The following is a 2,538-nucleotide window of genomic DNA, read 5'->3' on the forward strand; positions in this document are numbered from 1 at the left end:
CAGTCTTGGGTAAAGGGCGGTAATGAGTTGCTGGGTGGTCTGTCTTAACATAAATTCCTCCGTTTCCGACAGCCAGCCCCACTATTCCGTACCTTGATTGTACCACATGGGGCGGCTGTCTGTATAGCGGCAAAAGCGTCAAATCTGCTTCTTTACGGTCGGTAAAAATGACGGTTTTTCAATCAGGCTTATCACAGGTCAAATATCCGGCGGCGGCTTCTGCTTCCAGCACTTTCATCATCTTGTCAGCGGCGGTGTCGGTCGCCCCCTCCTTGAAAAAGCCAGACACCACAAGGATTGTGTTGCCTATCCTGGTTTCGGTCACGCAGTCCGGGCGGCGGGCAGGGCGTTTGTTTCTCTGGGTGTCGGTCATAGGCAAATCTCCTTTCCGGCAAGCAGCCGTTTCAGCTGTTCCATTTTTCCCTGTGCGGCGGCTTTCCTCAAATTCTCCCCGGTAAAGCAGAGAGGGGAACACATTTCAAGCAGGCGGTCATAAATCCGGGCGTGGGCGGTGTCCTCCGGGTGCTGCAATTCCTCCAGCGTGAGGTTGGTCGTCACAATCAGCGGCTTCCTGCTCCGGTAGCGGCTGTCAATCACATTGTAGACCTGTTCCAGACCGTATTCTGTGCCACGCTCCATTCCAAAATCGTCAATGATGAGCAGGGGGAAGCTGCAAAGGCGGGAAATATATTCGTTCCTGCCCGCAAAGCTGGCGGCAAGGTCGTTTAATATTGCTGCAAAGTTTGTCATGCACACCGGGACTTCCTGCTCCATGAGGGCGTTTGCAATACACCCGGCAAAATAGCTTTTCCCAGTGCCTACCCTGCCCCACAAGAGCAGCCCGTAGTTCCCGTCCTTTATCTGTTCCCAGCGTGCCACATATCCGGCGGCGTTCTTCATCTGCGGGCAGCTGCCGTTATCGTTGGCAAATGTCCAGTCCTGCATGGTCTTGTCTGTAAAGCCCTGCCGTTTCAGCCGTTCCACCGTTTCAAGGTGGCTGCGCCGCTTCTCGGCGGCTTCCCGTTCCTTACGGGCTGCCCGCTGGCAGTCGCACTCTGACGGGTGGCGGTCACGCCCGAAAAAGGTCTTGCCCTCCGGGAAATAGGCTTCTTTGGGTTTCCGGCATTTGCCGCAGTATAAAAGCCCGTCCTCCCCGGTGTAATCCTCCGGCTCGGCTGTGGTGTCGGTCATAGGCAGTATGGTGTTGTGGATTGTATCGGTCATAGGCTTTCTCCCTCCTTGAATGAATAGTCCGGTATGCCTTTCTTTGGCTTCTCTTTGGCAGCGTCCTCCTGCGCCCACTTGTAAATGGTGGCTGCATGGCTCTGGTACTGCTTCCCGGTGGAAGCGATGTGGCAGGAAAGGCGGTCAAGGTAATACTCCCACTTGCCGGGGAAGTCCTGTTCCAGCTCCAAAAGTTCTGTGTCAGAAAGAAATACATTTTTATATCTGCCATAAGCGGCGGGGGGCTGCCCCTCACTCGCTCCTTTTGTTTGGCTCTCTATTAGGTTGTTTATATTAGTTTGGTTAGGGGACGGTTTTCCGACCGTCATAAGGTCAGTTTTCCGGCTGTCAGTTGGTCGGTTTCCCGCCCTTATGAGGGGCGGTTTTCCGTCCGTCAGTTGGTCGGAAAACTGTACCACTGGGATAGGCGGCACTTTCACATACAGACGGTTGGCGGCAGAAAAGCCCGTCCGTCTGCGTTCCAGCAGCCCGGCAGCGTCCAGTTCGTTCAGTGCGCCCTTTATGGTGGTGCAGCCTTTATCCAGCATTTCCGCTATCTCTGCTATGGGGTAGACAATGTATGTCCGTCCCTCGCTGTCCTGCCAGCCGTTCTTCTGCGAAAGGGTGGAACGGTCTAACAGCAGCGCATATAACTCTCTTGCGGTGTGGGATAGGTCTGTTTCCAGCAGGAAACGGGGGTAAGGCAGGTAAGCGGGCAGCTCCGTTCCTGCGGTCATATAATCAGCGATAGGGTTCACCTCCTTGTGGTGTCTGTCTGTGGGTTCTGTTACGCTTTTAGGGGGCGTTTTTAAGGGAAAAGGATAAATGTATCACGCACCCTTTGACACCCTCCAAAAAAGCCTTGATTTATGCGGGTTTGAAATGCCCTAAAGCGTGACATTTCTCCCTTTGTTTCCGCTTCCGTTTGGCGGCGTTTATCCGCTTCATGCGTCCGGCGCAGTCCGGGCAGTATTTCCCCCGGTTGGATTTTGGGAAGAAGAACGCCCCGCAGACAGCGCAGCGTTTCCGGCTTCCCCGGCGCAAGAGGGCGGCTTCCAGTGCTTCATCAAGGGGCAGGACAGCGGCGGTAAACCAGCGGCAGAGCAGCGAATAGCTGATACTCTGTACACACACGCAAGGCTCGCCGTCCTCCAACAGCAGGCAGTTCCCGCTGTCATAGTTGCAGCACTCATGCACAAGGCGGCGGGCTGCCCGGTACTGGCGGTAGTCCATGCGGGGGATATTACCGTTCATGGCTCTGCTCCTTTCTGCGCTGCGGCTCGCTCCGGCGTAAAATCTGGTCGATATTGCCCT

Annotated in this window: 4 protein-coding genes; all 4 read right to left on the reverse strand. The window is 55.2% G+C overall.

Annotated elements, in window-relative coordinates:
• Positions 1-178: 178 nt before the first annotated feature.
• The 4 genes from DXD12_RS14995 to DXD12_RS15010 all read right to left on the reverse strand — a co-directional run bounded on the left by DXD12_RS14995 (position 179) and on the right by DXD12_RS15010 (position 2,478).
• A complete protein-coding gene (locus DXD12_RS14995; protein ID WP_002594231.1) occupies positions 179-373 on the reverse strand; it encodes a transposon-encoded TnpW family protein in 195 nt (64 codons plus the stop codon).
• A complete protein-coding gene (locus tag DXD12_RS15000) occupies positions 370-1,224 on the reverse strand; it encodes an ATP-binding protein (protein WP_002594232.1) in 855 nt (284 codons plus the stop codon). Before DXD12_RS15000 ends, DXD12_RS14995 begins: the two co-directional genes overlap by 4 nt.
• Complete coding sequence (locus tag DXD12_RS15005; RefSeq protein WP_002594233.1) at positions 1,221-1,961, reverse strand: replication initiator protein A; 741 nt, start codon at positions 1,959-1,961, stop codon at positions 1,221-1,223. Before DXD12_RS15005 ends, DXD12_RS15000 begins: the two co-directional genes overlap by 4 nt.
• 130 nt (positions 1,962-2,091) lie before the next feature.
• Positions 2,092-2,478 carry a cysteine-rich VLP domain-containing protein gene (locus DXD12_RS15010; protein WP_002594234.1) on the reverse strand — a complete coding sequence of 129 codons (387 nt, stop codon included), beginning with the start codon at positions 2,476-2,478 and terminating at the stop codon, positions 2,092-2,094.
• Positions 2,479-2,538 lie beyond the last annotated feature (60 nt).

The sequence above is a fragment of the Clostridium sp. TF11-13AC genome (genome assembly GCF_003481065.1).
GTDB classification, from domain to species: Bacteria; Bacillota; Clostridia; order Lachnospirales; family Lachnospiraceae; genus Otoolea; species Otoolea fessa.

Bases quoted from the DNA above. Each gene is read 5' to 3' on its own strand.
- DXD12_RS15005 (WP_002594233.1), bottom strand. From the start codon at position 1,961: ATGACCGCAGGAACGGAGCTGCCCGCTTACCTGCCTTACCCCCGTTTC.
- DXD12_RS15000 (WP_002594232.1), bottom strand. From the start codon at position 1,224: ATGACCGATACAATCCACAACACCATACTGCCTATGACCGACACCACA.
- DXD12_RS14995 (WP_002594231.1), bottom strand. From the start codon at position 373: ATGACCGACACCCAGAGAAACAAACGCCCTGCCCGCCGCCCGGACTGC.
- DXD12_RS15010 (WP_002594234.1), bottom strand. From the start codon at position 2,478: ATGAACGGTAATATCCCCCGCATGGACTACCGCCAGTACCGGGCAGCC.